22 protein-coding genes and 1 other annotated feature are annotated in these 22,679 nt (G+C 38.7%); of the genes, 18 read left to right on the top strand and 4 right to left on the bottom strand.

The window, feature by feature from the left end:
* The first annotated feature begins 8 nt into the window (after positions 1 to 8).
* From AA980_RS04945 to thrS, 3 genes are all read left to right on the top strand, one after another.
* Positions 9 to 668, top strand: coding sequence for a PspA/IM30 family protein (locus tag AA980_RS04945; protein ID WP_024026621.1), 660 nt, complete (start codon positions 9 to 11; stop codon positions 666 to 668).
* Between the two features lie 137 nt (positions 669 to 805).
* The gene (locus AA980_RS04950; RefSeq protein ID WP_024026622.1) at positions 806 to 1,603 is read left to right on the top strand and encodes a DUF2935 domain-containing protein; all 798 of its coding nucleotides are present in this window, start codon (positions 806 to 808) and stop codon (positions 1,601 to 1,603) included.
* Between the two features lie 348 nt (positions 1,604 to 1,951).
* Positions 1,952 to 2,176: a binding site (T-box leader), on the top strand.
* 51 nt (positions 2,177 to 2,227) lie between these two features.
* Positions 2,228 to 4,147, top strand: a complete 1,920-nt coding sequence (gene thrS, locus AA980_RS04955) for a threonine--tRNA ligase (RefSeq protein WP_024026623.1) — start codon at positions 2,228 to 2,230, stop codon at positions 4,145 to 4,147.
* A gap of 159 nt (positions 4,148 to 4,306) precedes the next feature.
* Here the strand turns inward: thrS and AA980_RS26125 are convergent, their stop codons facing one another.
* Together AA980_RS26125 and AA980_RS04960 are read right to left on the bottom strand one after the other, a co-directional pair.
* Positions 4,307 to 4,462, bottom strand: a complete 156-nt coding sequence (locus AA980_RS26125) for an Arc family DNA-binding protein (protein ID WP_007083705.1) — start codon at positions 4,460 to 4,462, stop codon at positions 4,307 to 4,309.
* A 13-nt stretch (positions 4,463 to 4,475) separates the two neighbouring features.
* On the bottom strand, positions 4,476 to 5,333 hold the full coding sequence (locus AA980_RS04960; RefSeq protein ID WP_024026624.1) for an SPFH domain-containing protein: 858 nt from the start codon (positions 5,331 to 5,333) through the stop codon (positions 4,476 to 4,478).
* A 214-nt stretch (positions 5,334 to 5,547) separates the two neighbouring features.
* Between AA980_RS04960 and AA980_RS04965 the strand changes: the two genes are divergently transcribed.
* The 4 genes from AA980_RS04965 to helD all read left to right on the top strand — a co-directional run bounded on the left by AA980_RS04965 (position 5,548) and on the right by helD (position 10,755).
* Positions 5,548 to 6,159, top strand: a complete 612-nt coding sequence (locus tag AA980_RS04965; RefSeq protein WP_024026625.1) for a TetR/AcrR family transcriptional regulator — start codon at positions 5,548 to 5,550, stop codon at positions 6,157 to 6,159.
* Positions 6,160 to 6,332: 173 nt separating this feature from the next.
* Positions 6,333 to 6,476 (top strand): YrzI family small protein, encoded by a 144-nt coding sequence (locus AA980_RS26130; RefSeq protein WP_024026626.1) that lies wholly within the window; start codon positions 6,333 to 6,335, stop codon positions 6,474 to 6,476.
* Between the two features lie 366 nt (positions 6,477 to 6,842).
* Positions 6,843 to 8,285 carry a DHA2 family efflux MFS transporter permease subunit gene (locus AA980_RS04970; protein WP_024026627.1) on the top strand — a complete coding sequence of 481 codons (1,443 nt, stop codon included), beginning with the start codon at positions 6,843 to 6,845 and terminating at the stop codon, positions 8,283 to 8,285.
* Positions 8,286 to 8,448: 163 nt separating this feature from the next.
* Positions 8,449 to 10,755, top strand: coding sequence for an RNA polymerase recycling motor HelD (gene helD, locus AA980_RS04975; protein WP_024026628.1), 2,307 nt, complete (start codon positions 8,449 to 8,451; stop codon positions 10,753 to 10,755).
* A gap of 90 nt (positions 10,756 to 10,845) precedes the next feature.
* On the opposite strand, the gene AA980_RS27115 is transcribed toward helD, so the two are convergent.
* Positions 10,846 to 11,004: a hypothetical protein gene (locus tag AA980_RS27115; protein ID WP_156351151.1), complete on the bottom strand. Its 159-nt coding sequence runs from the start codon at positions 11,002 to 11,004 to the stop codon at positions 10,846 to 10,848.
* Between the two features lie 149 nt (positions 11,005 to 11,153).
* A complete protein-coding gene (locus tag AA980_RS27420; RefSeq protein ID WP_024026629.1) occupies positions 11,154 to 11,375 on the bottom strand; it encodes a hypothetical protein in 222 nt (73 codons plus the stop codon).
* A gap of 322 nt (positions 11,376 to 11,697) precedes the next feature.
* Here AA980_RS27420 and AA980_RS04985 point away from each other — a divergent pair, with 322 nt between their 5' ends.
* The 11 genes from AA980_RS04985 to AA980_RS05035 all read left to right on the top strand — a co-directional run bounded on the left by AA980_RS04985 (position 11,698) and on the right by AA980_RS05035 (position 22,668).
* Positions 11,698 to 12,357 (top strand): GntR family transcriptional regulator, encoded by a 660-nt coding sequence (locus tag AA980_RS04985; protein WP_024026630.1) that lies wholly within the window; start codon positions 11,698 to 11,700, stop codon positions 12,355 to 12,357.
* Between the two features lie 56 nt (positions 12,358 to 12,413).
* Entirely contained in the window at positions 12,414 to 13,112 is a 699-nt protein-coding gene (locus tag AA980_RS04990) for an isochorismatase family protein (protein ID WP_024026631.1), read from the top strand.
* Positions 13,113 to 13,154: 42 nt separating this feature from the next.
* The gene (locus AA980_RS04995; RefSeq protein WP_024026632.1) at positions 13,155 to 13,904 is read left to right on the top strand and encodes a maleate cis-trans isomerase family protein; all 750 of its coding nucleotides are present in this window, start codon (positions 13,155 to 13,157) and stop codon (positions 13,902 to 13,904) included.
* A gap of 82 nt (positions 13,905 to 13,986) precedes the next feature.
* On the top strand, positions 13,987 to 15,927 hold the full coding sequence (locus AA980_RS05000) for an NAD(P)/FAD-dependent oxidoreductase (protein ID WP_024026633.1): 1,941 nt from the start codon (positions 13,987 to 13,989) through the stop codon (positions 15,925 to 15,927).
* A gap of 67 nt (positions 15,928 to 15,994) precedes the next feature.
* Positions 15,995 to 17,344, top strand: coding sequence for an aromatic ring-hydroxylating oxygenase subunit alpha (locus AA980_RS05005; RefSeq protein ID WP_024026634.1), 1,350 nt, complete (start codon positions 15,995 to 15,997; stop codon positions 17,342 to 17,344).
* 23 nt (positions 17,345 to 17,367) lie between these two features.
* A complete protein-coding gene (locus AA980_RS05010; protein WP_235815105.1) occupies positions 17,368 to 17,871 on the top strand; it encodes an aromatic-ring-hydroxylating dioxygenase subunit beta in 504 nt (167 codons plus the stop codon).
* 31 nt (positions 17,872 to 17,902) lie between these two features.
* Positions 17,903 to 18,139 carry a hypothetical protein gene (locus tag AA980_RS26790; protein WP_024026636.1) on the top strand — a complete coding sequence of 79 codons (237 nt, stop codon included), beginning with the start codon at positions 17,903 to 17,905 and terminating at the stop codon, positions 18,137 to 18,139.
* A gap of 31 nt (positions 18,140 to 18,170) precedes the next feature.
* Positions 18,171 to 19,070: a VOC family protein gene (locus tag AA980_RS05020; RefSeq protein WP_024026637.1), complete on the top strand. Its 900-nt coding sequence runs from the start codon at positions 18,171 to 18,173 to the stop codon at positions 19,068 to 19,070.
* A gap of 12 nt (positions 19,071 to 19,082) precedes the next feature.
* A complete protein-coding gene (locus AA980_RS05025) occupies positions 19,083 to 19,880 on the top strand; it encodes an SDR family NAD(P)-dependent oxidoreductase (RefSeq protein WP_024026638.1) in 798 nt (265 codons plus the stop codon).
* 48 nt (positions 19,881 to 19,928) lie between these two features.
* Complete coding sequence (locus tag AA980_RS05030) at positions 19,929 to 21,572, top strand: purine-cytosine permease family protein (RefSeq protein ID WP_024026639.1); 1,644 nt, start codon at positions 19,929 to 19,931, stop codon at positions 21,570 to 21,572.
* A 46-nt stretch (positions 21,573 to 21,618) separates the two neighbouring features.
* On the top strand, positions 21,619 to 22,668 hold the full coding sequence (locus AA980_RS05035) for a M29 family metallopeptidase (RefSeq protein ID WP_024026640.1): 1,050 nt from the start codon (positions 21,619 to 21,621) through the stop codon (positions 22,666 to 22,668).
* Positions 22,669 to 22,679 lie beyond the last annotated feature (11 nt).

The following is a 22,679-nucleotide window of genomic DNA, read 5'->3' on the forward strand; positions in this document are numbered from 1 at the left end:
GGATAAACATGGGAAACTTATTTACAAGAATAAAAGATGTTATCGTCGCTGATTTAAACGAAACTCTTCATCAAAAAGAAAAACAAAATCCGATTGCTAAACTCAATCAATATCTCCGCCGATGTGAGCAGGAGACAGCTAAGGTGGGCAAATTGGTTGAACGTCAATCTCAATTAAAGGATGAATTTAGGAGCGAGCATAGCCAGGCGATGGAAATAGCAGAAAAAAGGAAGTACCAAGCGGAAATTGCTTTAAAAGCAGGAGAAGAAGAGCTCTGCCAGTTTGCAACAGCAGAGTATCAGCAATATTCAGAGCGCGCAGAGCGCCTAAATGCTTCACTTGCACAAATATCCGAGCAGCTACAAGAATTAGAAAGAAAACATGAAGAAATGAAGCGGAAATTAAAGGATATGCAGCTACGCCGAATGGAATTAATGGGAAGAGAAAACGTAACTCGGGCCAACATCGGAATGAACCAGATGTTAGAATCTGATTCTTACACCAATCAATCAAACTTAAAGTTCAAGGACATAGACACCTACTTAGACCGCCTTGAGCAGAAGGTGACAAGTTACTTCAAAGGTCATACAATTGATGCTCAGGTAGCACAGTTAGAAAAAGAGATGGAAACTAAGGAAAACAATTCATTAAACTTAATAAAAGAGTAACTTGGAAAGGTCAAACCCCTGACGTGCTAACACTTTAGCGCGCTGGAGGTCTGACTCTTTTTTCGATTCATAAGAAATAGCTATGCAGAATAAACATCAAAATAGTGTGGTTATTTTTTACTGGGAGGAAAACACACATGAATGATGTCTTTGAAAGGACAGCAAGATTTGAACATCGTTTTTGGCTTCAAATATTAGGTGACCATTCTAGGTTTATTTATGAAGCTTTAGCCCCCGTTCAAATGGTGGAAATAGATCAAGCCGCAAATTTTATTCAGGTTTTTGATTCACTTCTAGAGGATGCAAATTCCACTGATTTGAAGCAATTAACAGCCCACGCTGAAACAGAGACCATTAAATTACGGGAATTTAAATTTGAATTAATTAGAAAACACCTTATCGGAAAAATCAAAATCCATCTTTCACCCACTTTTATTAATCATATGGTAAATGAATTAGAAGAATATTTAAGAATATTAAACCACTTAAAAGCTGGGCAAGTCCCACCTGTTTACCATGAACTTCATCATCATCTCTTATGGTTATTAGATGCTGCAGGTCATTCAGACGCGATTTCCACCAACTTAGACGGCGTTGAAAAGAAATTAAAGGATCAAAGTCATTCCTTTACGAAGAATTTTGAAGGTTTTTATCTAAAAGCTGTCGAGCTTGCGGGATATTTACGAACCAATTTGACCACGTTTCCTGCTCTGTCAAAAATGAATGTAGATGCCCATTTAGAAATTAAGTTATTTCAAAACTTTTTAAAAGAACTAGAAGAATTGGAACTGAGTAATCAAGCATTAGGCACATTTGCACCATTAATGGCGGATCATATGTTACGCGAAGAATGTTATTACCTTATGAAGTTAGCGGAATCAGCAAATCTTGATCCACCCAATTGTGATCCTGCAAAACCTCGGATAAAGGACTGAAAAAAGGTTAATCAAAGTATGAAAATGGTTGTTGCTATTTGTGGAAATATATTGTAATATAAAGCAAATCAAAATAAATTTTTAATTTTATCAAAAGCAATGATGAGGACATGGGCTACTTTTAATGGTTTCCAGAGAGGGAAGAGATCGCTGAAATCTTCCTAACCCAAGAAAGTATCTTACCACTTCCTGAGCTGTATTGGGGAAAATAAGTATCCAATAACCGTCGATGCTACGTTACAGCACCAAAGCCATAAGTTTTTTCTTATGGGAAATTGGGTGGAACCACGGGTAAACGCACTCGTCCCTTGTTATAGGGATGATTGCGTTTTTTTTGTTTTCAAAATAATAAAAGCTATGAAAAGGACATGAATTATTTTTTCGGTTTTCAGAGAGGGAAGGAGAGCTGCGATCTTCCTAACTTAGAAAAATAGTTTACCGCCTTGAAGCTGTATTGGGGAACTAAAGTATCCAATAACGTTTAATGCTGCGTTAAAGCACCAAAGCCATAAGGTATTTATTTCTTATGGGAAATTGGGTGGAACCACGGGTTTAAACACGCTCGTCCCTTGCTATAGGGATGAGCGTGTTTTTTTTTTATTATTTTAAGGGAGGAATTTAGTTATGAGCGAACAATGTATTAACATTCGATTTCCAGACGGAAAAGTAATCGAGTTTCCGAAAGGCATTACAGTGGAAGATGTGGCCGGGTCGATCAGCACAAATTTACGAAAAAATGCAGTGGTTGGAAAATTTGATGAACAACTGGTGGATTTAAGCTCCAAGCTAGAAAAGGATGGGGAACTCACTATTTATACTCAAGATTCGGCAGACGGCTTGCATGTTTTACGGCATACATCAGCGCATGTATTGGCACAAGCCGTGAAAAGGTGCTTTGGTAAAGTGGAATTGGGTATCGGACCCGTCATTGAAGATGGATTTTACTATGATTTGAAACTAGAACATAGTTTGACATCCGATGATTTACGATCGATTGAAAATGAAATGGAAAACATCATCAACGAAAATTTACACATAAAACGAATGGAAGTAACATATGAAGAGGCGAAAAAGTTATTTGAAGAAAAAGGTGAGCCATATAAGCTAGAACTACTAAGTGACATTTCGAAGGATGAAAAAATAACTTTGTATCAACAAGGAGAATTTATCGATCTTTGCCGCGGGCCACACCTTCCATCGACTGGTTTCATCAAAGCATTTAATTTAACTCGAGTATCAGGGGCATATTGGCGCGGAGATAGTCAAAACGAGGTGCTTCAACGAGTATATGGAGTGGCATTTCAAAAGAAAAAGGACCTCCACGAATATTTACATTTCTTAGAAGAAGCAGCCAAACGTGATCATCGAAAGTTGGGGAAACAATTGGAGTTATTCATGTTTTCTGAAGAAGCTCCAGGAATGCCATTTTATTTACCGAAAGGACAAATCATTCGAAATGAGTTGGAAAATTTTTCGCGTGGACTTCAAGGTGAGGCAAATTATGAAGAGGTTCGCACACCGTTAATGATGAACCAACGCTTATGGGAGGAGTCCGGTCATTGGGACCATTATCATGAAAATATGTATTTTTCCGATGTCGACGAGACAAAATTTGCGATGAAACCAATGAATTGCCCCGGCCATATGCTGATTTATAAAAACAGCCTATACTCCTATCGGGATTTACCAATTCGGATGGCAGAATTCGGTCAAGTTCATCGCCATGAATCCAGCGGTGCCTTAAATGGGATGTTACGGGTCCGGACGTTTTGTCAGGATGATGCACATATATTTGTTCGCGAGGATCAAATTGAAAGAGAAATTAAACAGGTGTTTTCGCTTATTGATCAAGTGTACCGCACTTTTGGTTTTGAGTATTCTGTGGAGCTTTCGACTCGTCCTGAGAAATCTTTAGGGGATGACAGCATTTGGGAACTTTCTGAAGGAGCATTAAAGAATGTCCTTGAAAAGTTAGAAATTAATTATCACTTAAACGAAGGGGACGGGGCATTTTACGGACCAAAAATTGATTTTCATATTAAAGATGCACTAAAACGGAGCCACCAATGTGCGACAATCCAACTTGATTTTCAGATGCCGGAAAAATTTGATTTGACTTATATCAATGAAAAGAATGAAAAGGTTCGTCCTGTTGTCATTCATCGGGCTATATATGGATCCATTGATCGGTTTTTTGGCATATTAATCGAGCATTTTGCCGGTGCCTTTCCTGTTTGGCTTGCACCGGTCCAAGTGCAAATCATCCCTGTCTCACCCGTTCACTTAGACTACTGTTTAAAGGTTCAGTCGGAGCTGAAACAATCAGGCGTAAGAGTGAAAATTAATCAAAGCAATGAAAAGCTGGGCTACAAAATAAGAGAAGCCCAAATGCAAAAGATTCCATATATGCTGGTTCTGGGGGATCGTGAAGTCAATGAAGAGGGAGTGAATGTAAGAAAGTATGGGGATCAACAATCAGAAAGTACTTCTATCAATAGCTTTATTAGGAGAATTACAAATCAAATCAAAGAACGTAGTTTGTAAGCAGATAATCAACAAATGACCGTAAAAAATCGATTTGAGCAATAATTTTGGTGCCTGACACCTAGTGTGCTAAAGCGATAGCGCAGTGAGTGACAGGCACTGAATTTAGATTCATAATCAAGCATTATTTTAGAAATAAGCTTTCTTTTTCGGTAATGGCTATTCTTTTTTTAATCTTCCAGCCTTTTTGGCAGCCTCTTTTAAGATGACTTCTATTTGGGCGTTCACGCTTCTAATTTCATCTTCCGCCCATTTTTCCAGCACTTCATATAATTTAGGGTCAATGCGTAGCGGAAAAGATTTTCTTTTCGTCATTTATGACACAACCTTAATAAATGCTTCCCGTATTGATAATGGGCTGCGTTCCTTTCTCTGAAACAATCGCGACCATTAGGTTATTAACCATCTGCGCCTTTTTCTCTTCATCGAGCTCAACAATATCTTGTTCCGCCAGCTGGTCAATCGCAGACTTTACAAGCCCAACAGCACCATCGACAATCACTTTGCGGGCTGATAAAACAGCTTGTGCTTGTTGTCTTTGCAGCATGGCAGAAGCGATTTCGGAAGAATAGGCAAGATGCATAATTCGTGCTTCGATAACATCCACCCCGGCCACGTCCAATCTCTTTTGTAAATCATACATAAGTACTTCTGCTACTTCATCGCTATTTTGACGAAGGGTTAATGTGTTTTCAGCATGATCGAACGAATCATAGGCGTATCTGCTGGCAATATGGCGAATACCTGTTTCACTTTGAATATGAATGAATTTTACATAGTTTTCTACATCATATAAGGCTTTTGCCGCATCTCTTACTTTATACACAACAACGGCCGCAATTTCAATTGGATTTCCTTGTAAATCATTTACTTTTAGCTTCTCGCTGTTAAAGTTTGTTACGCGTAAAGAAACACTCCGTTTGAAAGTGAAGGGAATTGTGGCCCATAATCCTTGGTTCCGGATGACACCGAGATAGGTTCCAAAGAACGTTAATACTTTCGCTTCGTTTGGCTGAACAATCGTTAAACTTGTGGCAATAATTATACCAATAACGAAGACAACAATCCCGGTTATTATTCCCGAGATTTCTCCAGTAACGATTAAATAAATACCAAAACCAATACACAAAAGCGCGATAATCAGTGCAGCAAAGCCATTCATTTTAAAAATAGATTTTTCTTTCATTATTTCTCCCCCTTTTTTTAAAAAAAGTGATATAAAAGTGATATCACATTTATATCATATTATAGTTGTTAGAAAAAGTAAACCTCCCAGATGTAATGGGGAAATAAGTATCCAATGGGGTTTCTTAATTCCAAAACTTCATTATAATAAATATGGAAATCTATGATTAAATTAAATTAAGCCTTTTTATTTTTTACTGGAAGGAGTAACAAACATGCCGCCAATTGTTTCGGAATCGCATAAAGAAAGGAAAAGGAAGGAGATTTTAGATAGTGCATTAGTATGTTTCGCCAAGAAAGGCCTTCAAGCTGCAACCATGGATGATATCGTTGAGCATTCGGGTATAAGTAAAGGGGCCATTTACAATTATTTTAAAAGTAAAGATGAAATATACCTAGAATTAATGAACACAGATACTCTAGAAACGTATGAAAATTTAGTGAAAGGTCTTTTAACGTGTAAAAGCACCTTGGAAAAAATAACTTACTTATTCGACGGTTATTTAAATATGGATTTATCGAAAAACGAGACCAAAGGGAGATTTATTGTACATAATGAATTTAAACTTCATGCATCCAGGTACAAGGAATTAACCGACCAATTAACTGACAGGAGAATTGAGTATCTTGTCAAACTGTTTGCTGGGATTATCACAGAGGGACAGGAATCAGGAGAATTAAAACAGGGTCTTAATCCGGAAATATTGGCAGATCTATTTTGGGCGATGATTAGTGGTGTTACTCTACAAACGATTTACAGGGATTATCCATATAATCAAGTGCTTACTGAAATGAAACAAATGTTTATCAATACAGTTAAATCATAAATTTTGAGAGGCAGGCATCCATGCGGGCCTCTTTTTACATGGTAAATATTGTTGAAAAAAGATGTGTTTTTTATTGACAATTATTAATGAAGGAAAATATAATAAAATAAACTGACTGGTCGTTTTATTAAATTACGTTTTCATCCGCCCATAGGGTCAAGGAGGGATAGCAAATGACCATCAATATTTTGTTCCTTTCAATTACAGTAAAAATAAGGAAGGTGAATCCAGAAGAAGCTGCCCATCAAAGTAAAGTTGAAGAGCTTTATCAAAAAAATAGAGATCAGCAAATTTCAATCCGGCGGTTAATGAGATAAAAAATCTTCAGTTGAGGAGAAAATGGAGATTTTCAGTATAGTGGATCGATTCATAGCGAATGTGAGCGGAAGGGTAAACCGTTTGTCACGATATAATTTGCAGTTATTCCTAAGGATTTGCTTGAAAGGGAAACTCGAATTTCTTCGACTTTTTAAGAAGGCGCATTGGCACCTTCTTTTTTATTATTGGTAATTTTGTAAAAGAAAATAATAAAGTATAGGAAGACAGTGGAAACATATAAGAAAAGCAAATTGTTAAGATGAAAGTTCTGCGTTATCCTAAAAACGTTTCATTGGTATTCATAAGGAAAAGAAGGTAATCTATAACAGTATTATTTTACTTTTTATAGCAGAGGAGTTGGATAAATGGAGAGATCAGGCAATAAACAGTCGATGATTGTGGGACTGTTGCTGGCGGGAACATTTATAGCCATTTTGAATCAAACACTGATGATTACAGCAATACCTCCAATTATGGATGAAATGAACATTACCGCAAATAGTGCGCAATGGCTAACGACCGTCTTTATGCTTGTGAATGGAATCATGATTCCTATCAGTGCCTTTTTATTAGAACGATTTACCACGAGGCAGCTGTTTATCTCTGCGATGAGTATTTTTGCAGTTGGAACTGTTGTGAGCGGGATTGCTCCTAATTTTGTATTTCTTCTTTTAGGCAGGGTCATTCAGTCGATTGGTGCAGGAGTGATGCTGCCATTAATGACTACTGTATTTTTACTAATATTTCCAATCAATAAGCGTGGTGCGGCAATGGGGCTTGTTGGGCTTGTGATTTCCTTCGCACCTGCCATTGGGCCCGCACTGAGCGGATGGGTTACATCGCATTTTTCATGGAGAGTGTTATTTTTTATTATTTTACCAATAGCTATTATCGATATCATTGTCGCATTCCTTTTCTTGAAAAATGTCACAGAGGTTTCCAAACCAAAAGTGGATGTCCTATCGATTCTGTTATCTTCATTCGGGTTTGGCGGGCTTCTATATGGATTTACTTGTGCTGGAAATTATGGTTGGACCCATACAGCGACACTTCTTTCACTCGCCATTGGCGGTGTATCCTTGCTCGTGTTTATTTTCCGCCAATTAAGGTTGAAACACCCCATGCTGGAATTCCGTGTATTTAGCTTTTCGATTTTCCCGTTCGCCATTATCATTGGAATGATTGGCTTTATGGGCTTAATTGGAGCTGAGACAATTATCCCGCTGTTTATGCAGCGAATGAGGGGATTTTCAGCCCTAGAGGCGGGGCTTGCTTTATTGCCGGGTGCTCTGATAAGCGGCTTCATGTCACCGATTGTTGGGAGAATCTTTGATAAAATCGGTGCGAGATGGCTCGTGATGATTGGCTTAACAATCATGACTGCTGCTTCGTTTGCGTTTACGAATCTAAGTCCATCGACAACGATGACCTATATTACCGTCCTTTATGGAATTCGAATGTTTGGTCTTTCGATGGTCATGATGCCTGTCGCAACAGCTGCCTTGAACCAGTTACCCAAACGATTAATTCCTCATGGGGCAGCAATGGATAATACGATGAAAATGATCGCCGCTTCGGTAGGAACCGCCATCCTTGTTACAGTGATGACAACAACTGCTGAAGCAGCAAAACAGCGGCCAGATATTGCCTATCCGGATATCCACGGAGCGAATATCGCCTTTATGGTCGTTTCCATACTTTCCTTAATTGGACTGATTCTCTCCTTGTTTATTAAAGATAGCGAGCAGGCCGATGCTGAAATGGATGGAAAAAAACAAAGAAAGATACGTGTAAAACCTCAGCAGTAATCTTGGTAGTCGAAGAAAGCAGTTAAAAAGGAAGAAACTAACCCTTTCAATTATGGGTTAGTTTTTTAGGAAAACAGTAATTTCTTGACTAGTAGGAAAGATTTAGTTTAATCTTAATATCCAAAGTTTTCAAAATTAGCTAAAGAGGTGACGACTGAATAGGATGAGTGCCAAAGATCAAGTGTCTGTCCGTGACCATAAAGATTATCAAACCGAAGTGGAACGCTTAGAGTTTACAAAGGAATATATCCGAACTGTTTTAGATATTTCTAAGGGGAATAAAGAATTTTTTGTTGAAAATATGAAGCAATCTTTTGCCGAATTAAATTCAAAGGATAGTAGTACGAGCTACACGGATCTCCTCGCGAATGCAAGTTTTCTTGAATTAGCGGAAAGTGAACTGAAAAGGCTAGAAAGCGTGATTGGCAAGCCCTATTTTTCAAGGATTGATTATACGAGCGATAGTACGAATAAGGAAGAAATCTTGTACATCGGCAAGGTATCCTTGTTTGACCGTGTGACACAGCAGCCGATTATCGTCGATTGGAGATCACCAATTGCCAATGTCTACTATGATGGCCGGCTTGGAGACGTGTCATATGAAGCATATGGGGAGACACAAACCGGTTACTTAGCCTTAAAGAGGCAGTATGAAATCATCGATGGATTATTAAAAGAAATCCGCGATATCGATTTGACGACACACGATGAACTTTTGCAGAAATCTTTGTCAGGTAAAGCAGACAATCGATTAACTGAAATCGTTGCGACCATCCAAAATGAGCAAAATGAAGTAATCCGGGCCTCACTGAAGCACCCAATTATCGTTCAAGGGGCCGCGGGAAGCGGGAAAACAACCATCGCACTCCATAGAATATCCTACTTTCTCTATTCCTTTGGGTTTCAATTTCCTCCAGAAAAATTAATGATCCTTGCACCCAACCGACTGTTTATTGATTATATCTCTGCCGTCTTACCTGAACTTGGAGTGAACAAAATTAACCAGACCACTTTTATTGATTTTATGAAAAGTTGTTTGGGGCAGAAAATAAAACTATTTTCTCCAAATTCTAAGCTGATGAAGCTCCTTGAAGGGAATGGAAAATCTAAGCAAATGCAGTGGGTTTCGAGCTATAAGGGGTCACTCGAATTTAAGGAATTAATCCATAGTTATGTAAAAGAATTGGAGTTAAAACTCGCACCTGCAGAGGATTTTATTGTAGAAAAATCGACGCTCATGAAGGGGAAAAATCTCAAAAAACTATTTTTAAACGAATATACATACTTACCAATCTACAAAAGGCTAAATAAAATAAAAGCCCTATTAACAAGTGATTTAAAAAAGAAGAAAGCCATCATGCTGTCAAACCTAAACGCGAAATATGAAACAGCCCTAGAGAAGGCTCTTTATAGCAGGAGACTGGAGCCAGAAAAAAGAAAGCAAAAAGTAGTTACCATGATGGAGAAGAAGGAACAAAGAGTAAAGAGGGTGGAGCAGGAGGCAAAGGTCGCAGTCAAAAAATATATGGATGCGTTCGTCATGAAGGATATGTTTACCTTGTATAAGGAACTAATGACTTCTCCTGAAATGATCAAAATGCATTCCACTACTCTTACAGATCAAGAATGTAAGCTGCTAAGTAGGTATTGTCAGCGGATTTTTGATCGAGGTGCATATGAACTTGAGGATTTGGCTCCGCTTTTTTATATGAAGTCGAAATTGGAAGGAATCGATGAAAAATATAAAATGCGCAGTATCTTTATCGATGAAGCGCAGGATTACAGCTATTTTCAATTTGCCGCATTAAAGGAGGGCTTTGATACAGACTTGTTTACCATTGTGGGAGATTTAGCACAAGGGATTCATTCCTATCGCGGCTTGAATAGTTGGGCACCGGTATTGACAGATATCTTCCCAAATGCGAATTATCAAGCCTTACAAAAAAGCTACCGGACAACCGTTGAGATTATGAATTTGGCCAACGATATCCTTCAAATGATCGACCAAGACTTGCCAAAGGTCAAACCCGTCATACGGCATGGTCAAAAGCCATTGTTCAAAACCATTGACCCTACGAATTTAGAACCAGTACGGCTGCAGCTGGAAAAGGAAATTACTTCACTTAAAGAGGAAGAGCTTCACACGATTGCGATCATTGGACGAACGGATAAAGAATCGCAAAGAATCCATCAGTTATTAGAAAAAAGTCATCTTCCGATTCAATTAGTCGAGGAAAAAGAAGATATGAAGAAGGGCCACATCGCGATTATACCTTCTTATTTATCAAAAGGGTTAGAATTTGATGCCGTTTTGATCGTTTGCTTGGAAGAACCTTATGCAAAAGTGGATCTGGATATCAAATTGCTTTACGTTTCGATGACAAGACCGATGCATCGATTGTATTTATACGGGAAGAGTCCGTCAGACTTTTTATTACAGCATGCGGACAACTTACATTTTGATAAGTAAAAACTTCAAGGGTCAGTCTCAATGTGGGTCTGACCCTTATTCCATGCTGATAAACCGCACTTTAAAAGTGTTGAATTTTACAAAAATTGTCTAAATAGCCAAAACAGGTGAAAAAATAGCCAAAACCCCTTGGAAAATAGCCAAAACCTCTTGAAAAATAGCCAAAACCCCTTGGAAAATAGCCAAAACCTCTTGAAAAATAGCCAAAACCTCTTGAAAAATAGCCAAAACATATAAAAAATTAGCCAAAACCACCAAAAAATAGCCAAAACCTTTTGGTCAAAATATGAGAGGTGCAATTACGTCGCTAGCAGCGCTTTTGATTGTTAGCGAGAGAAACGGCAATTTTAGAAAAAACTTCATAATGATGATACCGGGGATGGAAAGAACGGTATATTTTACCGTGTTACTGCGAGATATGCAATATATACCAATATAGCCCCAATGGCTATGATATAAGCAAGAAAAACGGGATTTAACGAAATCCAATTTTTTCTAATTGTACTATGAATTTCTTCGTCCAATTCGCTATTTCTCACATTGACTGCTTTACCAATTTTAAGTGTATAAAATAAACCGCCTACAATTACAATTCCTCCGAGAATAAGCGCAATGGTCATACAATAACACCACCTTTACTTTATTTTTTGAAAAAATCGGTTTGCTATTCATGAACTTTTTTCCAGTACAACCAGATATCTAAATGGAGAACATTGATAGTAAAATCTTTAAAGTGCACACTACTATTAAAAAGTGATGCGGTTTTTTTATTTGTCATTCAACACTGCTAGTAAGTATTTTTTTGAAAAAAAAATTAAAAAACAAAAGATAATAGATAAATTTTAAAATAACTATTGTAAATCTTCTGATTATTTGTATAATGTAATTAATAGATGCTGTCGACAGTATACAGAATGCTGTCGGCTGAATGGAGATGTCAACATGATTGTAAAAAAGTCTAATCCTTTATACGAACAAATTTACGATAATATAAAGGAATCCATTATTAATGGAGAATTTAAATCAGGAGAAAGAATCGTTGATGGATGGATTGCAGAAAACTTAGGAGTAAGCCGGAGTCCGGTAAGAGAAGCATTTCGAAAGCTTGAACAAGATGGCTTAATAGTAAATCAAGATGGAACAACATATGTGTATAAACCAAACGTAGATGACGTAATTGAACTTTTTGAAGTTCGAGCAGGGCTGGAGGGCATGGCTGTATTTTTGGCGACAAAATCAATAACAGATCAGCAAATTGATGAACTTAGTCAATCTATTCTTCTGGTCGAAAAGGCAATAAAAGAAAATAGAATGGCCGAAGTCATTAAATTAAATACTTTTTTTCATGAATTTATAGTAAAGAGCAGCGGTAACAAAAGACTTCTTGAGATGATGGGGAAAATTAATAATCTAATCCTCCTTTACCGGAATAATTTTTTTGCGAAGTTTTATGGAAATGATGTTTTCATAAATGATCATTATGAAGTGGTCGAAGCCATGAAAATTCGAAATCCAGAATTAGCCTCGGAAAAAATGAGGGAGCATATTCTAAATGATTTGGATCAATTAATAGAAAAGTTGAGTGCTCAACAAGATAGTTGACCTTAAATTGGGATGCACTTCTGCCTAAACTTTCAGTCAAAGAAAGGAGAAAGATCATGCGTATTTGGGACCAATATCTCGATAAAAGGGATTTAAAGAACTATTCTACCAGTGGTTTTGGAAAGAAATATGGGATTGGGAAAAATCCAGCATTGATTATTGTGGATGTTACATATGGTTTTACAGGTGAAGAAGCGGAGCCAATTGAGGAGTCAATTAAAAAGTATCCGGCAAGCTGTGGAGCAGCAAGTTGGGAAGCTATTAAACATATTCAAGCGTTATTAAAGACTGCTCGAGCTTCAAAAATTCCTGTGTATTATACCATTATTGAAGGGTATAGGGATTCTTCTAATGAACGGGTTGCCGTTAAGGGTAATCTATTTTCACACCCCTCTCTTCTTGAAGGAGAAAAAGGAACTTGGGTAGTGGATGAAATAATGCCATCTCCTGGGGAAGTAGTCTTATCTAAAAAGAAGCCAAGCGCTTTTTTTGGTACACCATTGATTTCGCATTTAATTGCCGATAAGGTCGATACCGTCATTGTAGTGGGGTGCACAACAAGCGGATGCGTGCGAAGCACTGTCGTCGATGCTTTCTCTTATAACTATCAAGTGATAGTTCCAGAAGAATGTGTATTTGACAGGAGTATAACCTCGCATGCTATTAATCTCTTTGATATGCAGCAGAAATATGCAGATGTGGTAAAAACCGATGAGGTAATAAAGGAATTAACTTTGCTTTCTCCGGTTAAATGAAGTTTTTCCGCTAAATAATCAATGAAAAGGGATGTGCAAAATTTGACTAAGAATTATCGTATTGGGCTTATTGTCCCAAGCTCTAACACAACCATGGAAACAGAAATACCGGCGATGCTAAATTCAAGAGGCAATGAGGAGGCAGCGTTTACATTCCACTCCAGCCGAATGAGGATGCTACATGTAACAAAGGAAGAATTAGCGAAAATGGATTTGGAGAGCGACCGCTGTGCTTTAGAACTATCTGATGCAAGATGTGATGCGATTGCTTACGCATGTTTGGTCGCAATTATGTCTCAAGGTTCTGGTTACCACTGTCTTTCCGAGTCACGACTTTCTGGCATAGCAAAAGAAAATGGTACCGATGTTTCTGTCATAAGCAGTGCTGGTGCCTTGGTTGAAGGGATCCAAACTTTAAATGCAAAAAAAGTATCCATTATTACGCCTTATATGAAACCGCTTACTAAAATGGTGGTTGATTATATCGAGGAAAGTGGGATCGAGGTAATGGATTCCATCAGTTTGGAAGTGGCTGATAACCTAGAAGTAGGCCGGTTAAATCCTCTAAATCTGCTAGAAATAGTAAAGGATTTAGATGTTAGTCAGGCTGATGCAGTGGTTTTATCGGCATGTGTTCAAATGCCATCACTGCCGGCCATTCAAAAGGTAGAAGATATGCTTGGATTACCTGTCCTTTCAGCAAGTACGGCAACAGTCTATCAAATTCTTAAGAGTTTAGATCTCAAAGCGAGTGTTCCAAATGCTGGGAAGTTATTATCAGGTGCTTTTTAAAAACCTGAAACAAATAGTTTTCGAGATGAAAGGTCAATTTTTTGTTTCACAATCCAAATTTGTGAAAACGGAGGTTATCTGAATGAATGAGCAATATGCTAAGTTACTATCACCTGGGAAAATTGGCAGCCTTGAAATAAAAAACAGAATCGTAAAAGCACCACAATCGACGGGCCTAAGTAATCGTGATGGTACAGTTTCTGAAAGATTAGTAAGACACTACAAAGAAATAGCTCGTGGCGGTACAGGACTGATTATTGTGGAATATACGTATATCGACAATGAGGCCAGTAAATCAGCGTATTGCCAATTAGGAATTAGTGATAATGAACATATTGCAGGTTTATCCTGGCTGGTCTCTTCGATTCACGATGAAGGGGCAAAAGCAGGCATTCAAATTGAACATTGTGGAAGGCAAAAGTTCTTAGGAACACCGCCTATTAAGGCACCATCTAGGATCCCTTGGCCAACGCTCTATGAACAAACCGGAAATGTACCTGAAGAGCTGACAATTGAAGAAATCAAGCAAATTGTAGAAGATTTTGGCGACGCTGCTAGGCGAGCAAAGATTGCAGGATTTGATTTAGTTGAAATACATGCCGCCCACGGATATTTAATAACAAATTTCCTTTCCCCTCACACGAATAAACGAACAGACCTATACGGTGGAACTTTAGAAAATAGAATGAGAATTTTATTGGAAGTCATTAGAAACGTGAAAGCAAAAGTAGGCGAGGACTTCCCGATAACAATGAGAATTAATGGGACAGATTATGAACCCGATGGAATTACAATTGAGGAATCAATAGAGGTTTGTAAACAGGCGGAACAACTGGGTATCTACGCATTCCATGTGTCAGGCGGAGATCATCACATGATGAATTATCAAGTAAGCCCGATGACAGTCCCAAAAGGCCCAAATGTGTGGGCAGCAGAGGCCATTAAACGATCTGTTTCTGTTCCCATCATTGCATCAGGTTCCATTACAACACCGCAATTTGCCGAAGAAATCCTCCAGGAAAAAAATGTCGATTTTGTTTCTTTAGGCAGACCTTTACTCGCAGATCCATACTTCCCATTAAAGGCAAAAGAAGGGCGGACGGAAGATATTATTCCATGTATCCGCTGTAATGATGGCTGTATGGAAAGAACATTCTTCAACTATCAATCTATTAGGTGCTCGGTCAATCCAAATATGGGTAGAGAAGGTGAACTTCCGATTAAACCTGCCAGTGCTTCTAAAAATATTGCTGTAGTTGGAGGAGGACCCGCGGGAATGGAGGCAGCTAGAGTTAGTGCACTTCGCGGTCATAAGGTTACATTATTCGAAAAAGGAAAATTAGGCGGAGTTTTGCCAGCATCATCGGTTACACCATTTAAAGCAGATATCCGAATGTTAGAAAACTACTTCTCTGCCCAAGTAGAGAAGTTAAATATAAAAATAGTTCATGAAGAAGCAACGCTGGATACGATCAAAGCTGGTGATTTTGACACCGCTGTAATCGCGGTTGGAAAGGTGCCAAAACCTGTTGATATTAGTGGTATTGACCCATCAAAAGTTATAAATGGAATAGATGTTTTGTCACAAAAGGCTGACACTGGACAAAGTGTAGTCATTGTTGGCGGCGGGATGACAGGAATTGAAACCGCTTTATTTCTAGCCGAGAAAGGGCGTAACGTCACAATTATTGAGCAGTCGAAGGACATTTTGAATAATGACTTAATTACTTTCAAAATTTCATATAGGGAGTTTTTAACTCAAAGAGGCATTACTATTTATACTTCATCGGAAATAAAGGAAGTAAATGAAAAAGTTGTAACTGTTATTAATAGGTCTGGGAAGGAGCACTTACTAACAGCCGATACGGTTGTTGTAGCAACAGGTTATTCAGCAAATAATGATTTGTCACAGCAATTAAAAGAACAAGCTGAACTAGAGGTATTTCCAATTGGCGATGGTAAGCGCCCGGGAAAAATATACGATGCAATTCATGATGGTTATTTAACAGGATTGCGAATCTAGTAATTACAATCAAAACAAATATACAAAAAAAGATTTATATAAATAAATGAGTAATGAGGTGCTCAAAATGTGTCAGGAATTTAAGTCACCGCTTTCTAAAAGGGCAAGAGCAATGTTAGAAGATTTTCAGGCAAGCCTTGAGCAAGGAATTTCAAAAATAGGTGTATTGAATGATGAGGAAATTCATCAAGCAGAGTTAGAAAGGGTTTTCGGGAGAAACTGGAACTTTCTTGCACATGAATCTGAAATCCCAAACAAAAATGATTACGTTCTTCGTTCTATTGGAGACGATACGTTTATTGTAAACAGGGGAAGTGACGGAGAAATCCGCGTTTTATTGGATGTTTGTCCTCACCGCGGGGCGAGCATTTGTCGGGCAGCAAAAGGTAGTTCTTCTCATTTTCAGTGTCCATATCATGGGTGGACGTTTAAAAATAATGGTGATTTAGTGGGAACTCCGTCGTTTAAGGATGCTTATAGCGGTCTTGATCGAAAGGAATGGGGACTTACCCAAGCACCACGGGTGGAAATATTTCATGGCTTCGTTTTTGCGACGTTAGATGAGAACTGTCCTGATCTTAAAGAATCATTAGCTGGGATGGGCTGGTACTTGGATATGATCTTTTCATTGCAAGATGAAGGTATGGAAGTTTTGGGAGAACCCCAACGTTTTATCATTAAGGCGAACTGGAAAATTGCTGCCGAAAACTTTTCCGGCGACGATTATCACTTAATGACCCTCCACAAATCAACCTATGATATTGGGGTCATGCAAATCCCTCTTAGAGAAAATATGAAGGGCTATCATATACAGGCAGGAAATGGTCACGGAATCAGCTTCTCTATTGATCTTGAAAGTAAGGACCCGCTTTTCTTCTATTATCCAGAGGAAATTGTCAAAACCTTTAATTTGGAAAACTTATCTGAAAAACAGCTTGAATTAGCACGTGGTTCACGCGTTTGTGTAGGAAATATATTTCCAAATATTTCGTTCTTAATGCTGCCGTTAAGCCCTGATCCGAAAAATGTTCCGCCTACGCCACTGTTTACATGGAGGGTTTGGCAGCCGAAAGGAAAGGATGAAATTGAAGTTTGGAACTGGTTCATGATGTACAAAAATACGTCAGAGGAATTTAAAAGGGCTTCTTATCGAGCAGCAATGGCGTCTTTCGGAATCGCCGGCACATTCGAACTAGATGATGCAATCCCTTGGGAAACTATTACAAGAAATGCCAAGGGGACATTTGCTAAGAAAAACATGAAATTAAATCTGCAGATGGGGATGGAAGGGATGGGAACGGCGAAACAAGTCATGGAATGGCCATTTCCTGGAATAGCCTATTATCCACGTTACGAGGAAGGAAATCAACGGCATTTATATCGACACTATTTAAAGGAAATGCTCTCAGAAGAATAAAAGGGGGGAATCAAAAATTGAAAGTGCCTTTTGATTTATACCAAGAGGGAATTGAATTTTTTCTGCAAGAAGCAGAATTGATTGATGACGGGAAATTTAGGGAGTGGCTGGAACTGATGACAGAAGATTTTACTTATAGAATTCCAGTAAGGGTTACACGCGAGAAAGCAGCCCCCACTGAATTCAGTGATTTGGCCAGTCATATGGACGAAACCAAAAACACGATGGAGATGCGTGTCATTCGTGCCTATTCAGAATACAACTGGGCGGAAGATCCTGTATCAAGAACAAGGCATTTTTTAACCAATTTCAGAGCTACGATGGATGAAAACGCTGAAAACGTAATCCAATATAAAACAAACTTCCTATTGTATAGAGGAAAATTTGATTTGCCGACTTTTCAGTTTTTAAGCGGTGAAAGGCATGATACAATCCGCCGAGTTGATGGCCAGTGGAAAATATCAAAAAGGCTTATTTTACTTGATCATGCCACCATCCCAATGAATAACCTGGCGATCTTTATTTAGACAAGAGAAAAATGACCCGAGGAGAATGAAAATGACGGAAAATGATGATCTTATACAAATTGCAAATGAATTCACTTGTATCCACGTACGAAAAATTCAAACTAAAAATGGTGAGTTACTGGAAATTGAGTCAAAAAAAAATGATGGAAAAATTACATTGGATGCCATGCAATTGGAAAGCTTGACGGTATTAAAACCGGAACATTTTTCTAAATTTTTCGAAATTCATTTCGGCTTGGATGATACCTTTTCAAAAAAGAGTAAATAAACCAACTAATCCAGTAGAAAGGGTGAAGGTTATGCATTCAAAAGCCCAAAGGTTTGAACACGTAGAATTGAAAGTGAACGATCTTTCTAAGGCAATAAATTTTTATAAAGAAGGTTTAGGTTTGGTTGAGATAGCTAGAGAAAGTGGTGTCATTTATTTAGGCTGTGGCTATGACAAAAATTATGATTTGGCCATCTCTGAAGGAGGAACTGGAGTTTCCCATTTCGCAGTCCGCGTTGATAACGAAGAAGAATTGGAGTATTTCTACAAAAAAATATCGAACCTTGGTGTAAGAGTGGACCGTCATAACGGGACAGAACCAGGGCAGGTAAAGGGAATTCGATTCAATTTGCCCAGTGGCATTCCGATGGAGTTCGTTCTGGTTGAAGATAATAGTTATGTTAACCCCGCAAGGCCAGCTTACCGTCGAAATGTGGCATCTGCACCGTTAAATATTGATCATATTAATTTGATGACAGTAGATGTGAAAAAAGAAACAGATTTTTTTCATGAAATACTAGATTTTAAAATCTCTGATATTGTCGATCCCGAAATGAATGGGAAATATATGATGTCCTTCATGCGCTTTCGCGGCTACCATCATGATGTGGCAACAACGATAACGAAAAATCCAAACGATACATTGCATCATCTTTCTTGGACAATGAGTAATTTTGAACATATTAAAGTTGCTTGTGATGTATTGACTCAGTTTGATATTGATGTGGAATTGGGGCCGGGACGCCATCCAATTGGTCCTAATTTATATGCTTATTACTTGGAACCGGGTGGGAATCGCTTTGAATATGTAGCAGAACAGGTATATTTAGATCCTGCTTCTCCGACTAAAATATGGAGAAGCATGGCGGATACCCTTGAATCATGGTCTAGACTTCGAAAACCCCCAGGAAGTTTTATTAAAGGAATGTAACCTTGAAGGAGAGTGGAAAAGATCGGACGCTTAAATGGTAAAGTTGCTTTGATTACGGGAGCGACTTCTGGGTTGGGCAGGGCGGTTGCAGAGCGCTTTGTCGCAGAAGGTGCACAAGTGTGTATTGCCGATAAATCGCAGGAACGTCTTAAGGAAATGCAAACTCATTTAGGGGAAGCTATCATTACTGTCCATGCAGATGTAAGCACATTAGAGGGCAATCTCAAAATGGTGGAAGCAACTATTGAGAAATTTGGAAGGGTAGACATTTTTATCGGCAATGCAGGTATCTATGATGGAAATATTGGAATCAATGACCTCTCTCTTAACCGTATCGAGGCTGCATTTGATGAAGTAATGAATGTCAATGTCAAAGGATACTTGCTAGGGGCCAAAGTAGTTCTTCAAGAGTTGCTTAAAACGGAAGGGTGCATGATTTTCACCGCTTCTCATGCTAGCTTTTATTCCGCTGGGGGAGGCCCTATTTATACTGCATCCAAGCATGCTATCGCAGGCTTAATCAAAGAATTGGCTTATGAGCTTGCGCCTAAGATTCGTGTTAATGGAGTGGCACCAGGTGTTATTGCGACTGCCATGGGAATGCCAAATTCCTTAGGTTCAGAGGCTCCTTCTATTATATCAGGAGTTGAACAGGCATTGCCGCTGCCATTTATTCCAGAATCTAAGGATTATGCTGATCTATATGTTTTGCTGGCCTCTGAAGGTTCAAAGGCAATGACTGGAACCATTATCCAAGCTGACAATGGAATAAGCATTAGAGGATTAGTAAGAACATCAGGCGGTCTCTAAATGAAGAAAGGGTAACCAATAATTCCTACTATACTGGGAGGTTAATAGATGGCAAATCGCGATGTGAAAGATTTAGAAAACCATTCAGAGAGTCTATTTTTTGATACGAGGGATATGGAGCGAAGGCTGCATTCTACAAGTGACAAGGATGATTATGGAACACGCAGGGTGCCAGGAGACTGGAGATTTGGAGCTTGGAGCAGTGCCTGGAGCTGGATGGGACTATCAACTGCAATTGCCTATCCGCTTACAGGAGCATTGTTAACTCTAGCATTCGGAGCCACTTCTGTCATTATCGGCTTTCTAATTTCGATGGTTTTAGTAGGTTTTGGAGTGTACTACACATCAATGAAGTCAGCAAATGAGGGTATAGGAAAAGATTTAATGAGTCGATCATCATATGGGTACCTCGGTTCAGTTCTTAACACATTGTTTGTTGGAATTTATTTAGCCATTCTGTTTTCGCTTGAAACCTCAGTTATTGCTGGATCATTAGCAGAATTTTTACCATCTATACCTTTTTGGCTGCTCGTTATACTCATTATTGCAGTATTTGTACCATTAGGAATCTACGGAATGGTTTGGATTGCAAAGCTTCAAACTGTTACCTTTTTCCTCTACGTAGTGGGAATCGGACTCGTTTTTATTGGTCTTTTTAGCGGCTGGTCTGAACTAACGAGCGCAGCTTTTGCTGGTGAATGGTGGAAGCTGAATCCAAATAATGTACCAACTTCTTGGTTGACGATTATCGGCGCAACTGGAGCTTGGATGGGTGCGTTTGGTTTTATGAATATTTTCGCTTCTACCGATATTACCAGGATGACCCGCAGAAGTGAACGAAAAAAGATTGCTGTTCTCCAAATCATTATCAACTCTTTCATTAATTCATTCTTGATTGGAGCAATGGGTATATTCTTCCTTGCATCATCAAAAGGTGTGAATCCTGATCCAGGAGTAACGTTTGTTTGGGTATTAGGGCCATTAGGTCTGTTATTAGTGTTTGTTACGCAATTACGAGGAAATGTCATGAATATGTATTTAGGAACATTAGCCTTTGAAAATGTTTTAGCCCAACTAACAAAGAAAAGCTTCATGCGCTCCTGGCTTTTGATTCCTTTTGTCATCATCGGCTTTATCATGGTAGTCAGTCCATTTTTACAGTACTTTTCGACGATAGCAACGATTGCCGGTGTGATCTTTGCTTCTTGGGTCGGTTCAACCTTTGGAGAGGCGATGTTGGTCCGTCCGTTTGGCAACATTCCAAAATGGTCAGAATTCCGCCGCGCCTATTTACCGAATATCAATTGGATTGGTTTTACTTCTCTAATTGTCTCTATCATTGTCGGTATGGTGGCAACTTTTGGTATATGGGGAGATATTTTAAAGGCATCATCAGTGTTTGTTAGTTTACTATTTGCATTTATTTTACCAGTCACGATTGCCGCCGCGCTTGGAAAAGAAAAAACGATTCAGCAGTACTTTAAACGGATCCCTGAAATTCCTGCAGTTGAGACTGATACCATGACATGTTTTGTAACAGGTGAAATAGAGCACAAAAGTGATTTTGTTTTATGCCCATTTCATAGTGATAATTGGATTTCGTCTACAGCATGTGCAACAGAGACAAGGTGCAATAAAATGTGCCAGTTTAATGCTGTGCCAAATCCAGTGGCAATCGATCAATCATTGTGACTTTAAGTAATGTATGTAAAAAAAATTTCCCAAGGGAGTGGATGTAATGCTTACGAATTTTACACAATTAACGAAACTGTTTAGAGATGAATTGGTTCTTTGCGGAGTAAAAGAAGGCGAATTTGTTGTCGTAGCCAGCCAGCCGGAATCTCGTGTTGGGTATGTTGATGCTTTCTTAGCGGCAATCGAATCCCTAGGTGCCCACGGAATGAATCTTCAATTCCCAGGTATACGTCATGCCCATTTGCCTTATGTCGGCCGGCAAACACAAGATATTGATATTTTTATAGATTCAACTCCTCAGGCGATGGAAACCTTAAGAAAAGCAGATATGGTTGTGGATGTAACAGCTGAAGGACTTGTTCATACAAAAGCAAGAGCCGTTACACTAAGTAATGGAGCAAGAATGCTAATGGTTTGGGAAAAAGCTGAAATCCTTGAAAGAATGTTCCCAAGGGAATCATTAAGGAAACGTGTAGAAACGAGTATGGACATGTTGAAACAAGCAGAATCCATGAGAGTAACTTCTGCAGCCGGTACTGATATCTCAGTTAGACTTGCAAGTGATACTCCAATTATTGGGCAATATGGTTATACTGATCAGCCTGGAAGATGGGATCATTTTGCCGGCGGGTTTGCGGCCTTTTATCCGATTGAAGAAAGTGTAAATGGGCGGATCGTTTTAGATGCAGGGGATATTTTATTGCCGCTGAATCGTTATATTTCCTCCCCAATTGATATCATTATTAAAAATGGCTTTATCACTGATATTAAGGGTGAAGGCTTGGATGTATTATTATTTAAACAGTATTTTGAGTCGTGGAATGATAAGGAAGTGTACGGGACGTCCCATTTCGGCTGGGGATTAGATGAAAATGCCCTTTGGGAAGCTCTTAGCTTTTATGGAAATGAAACATATGGGATGGATGCGCGGGCCTTTGCAGGGAATTTTATGTGGTCAACAGGCCCCAATGCCCATGTAAAGCGGTTTACAAAATGCCATTATGATATTCCGATGCGAGGCTGCACAATCGAACTAGATGGAAAAGAAATTATTACAGCAGGTACGATTGTCGATCCAAGATTAAAACCATAATAAGGGCGGAT

This window comes from Neobacillus vireti (genome assembly GCF_001026695.1).
In the GTDB taxonomy this organism is placed as follows: domain Bacteria; phylum Bacillota; class Bacilli; order Bacillales; family Cytobacillaceae; genus Neobacillus; species Neobacillus vireti.